Raw genomic sequence first — 645 nt, forward strand, 5'->3', positions numbered from 1 at the left:
CAGCAAGCCACTGGCCAACAGATCAGCCAGGTCGCGGGTGGCGGTGGCTTTGGAGGTGCCAGTGATCTTGGCGTAACCACCCGAGCCTGCATGCCCGGCCTCCAGCAGGCGCTCCAGCACCTTGCGCTGGCGTTCATTGGTTTGGCACTGCGCAGCCCGCAGCCGGAACTGCGCCTTGTCCGTAGCGTCCCGCACCACGGCTTGGCTGGTAATGCACGCGCGGGTAAACGCCTGCACAAACCACTGCACCCACGGTGTTGCATCAATCGCGCTTGCCTCGGGCGCTATGCCGCGTAGGCGCTGCGCATAGTTCAGCGCGTCGTAATACGCGGCGCGGGTTTTGAGCATCTGGTGCGCCATGCCATACACCCGCACCAGCGCCGGGCTGGCCTGTGGGTCTTGCGCGTGCATGTCTTGCGCCAGCGCCATGTCTGCCAGGGCGCGGCCCAGGCGACCATTGCCGTCCTCAAACGGGTGGATGGACTCAAACCACAGGTGCACCAGAGCCGCCCGTGCAATGCCGTTCACCGCAGTGGCACCCGTAGCAGGGCGTGTGCTTTCAAACCACACCAAAAAACGGTCCATCTCAGTAGCTACCTCTACAGAAGGCGGTGCCTCGTAGTGCACCACCTCACGCCCCAGCGC

The 645-nt window shown here is 64.5% G+C and carries 1 protein-coding gene; it reads right to left on the reverse strand.

Annotated elements, in window-relative coordinates; all coding sequences use genetic code 11:
• Positions 1 to 630, reverse strand: a 630-nt coding sequence (locus AC1D1Y_RS26000) for a Fic family protein (protein WP_477684894.1), incomplete at its 3' end; no start/stop codon positions are given.
• Positions 631 to 645 lie beyond the last annotated feature (15 nt).

Source organism: Polaromonas sp. P1_G1, assembly GCF_056405595.1.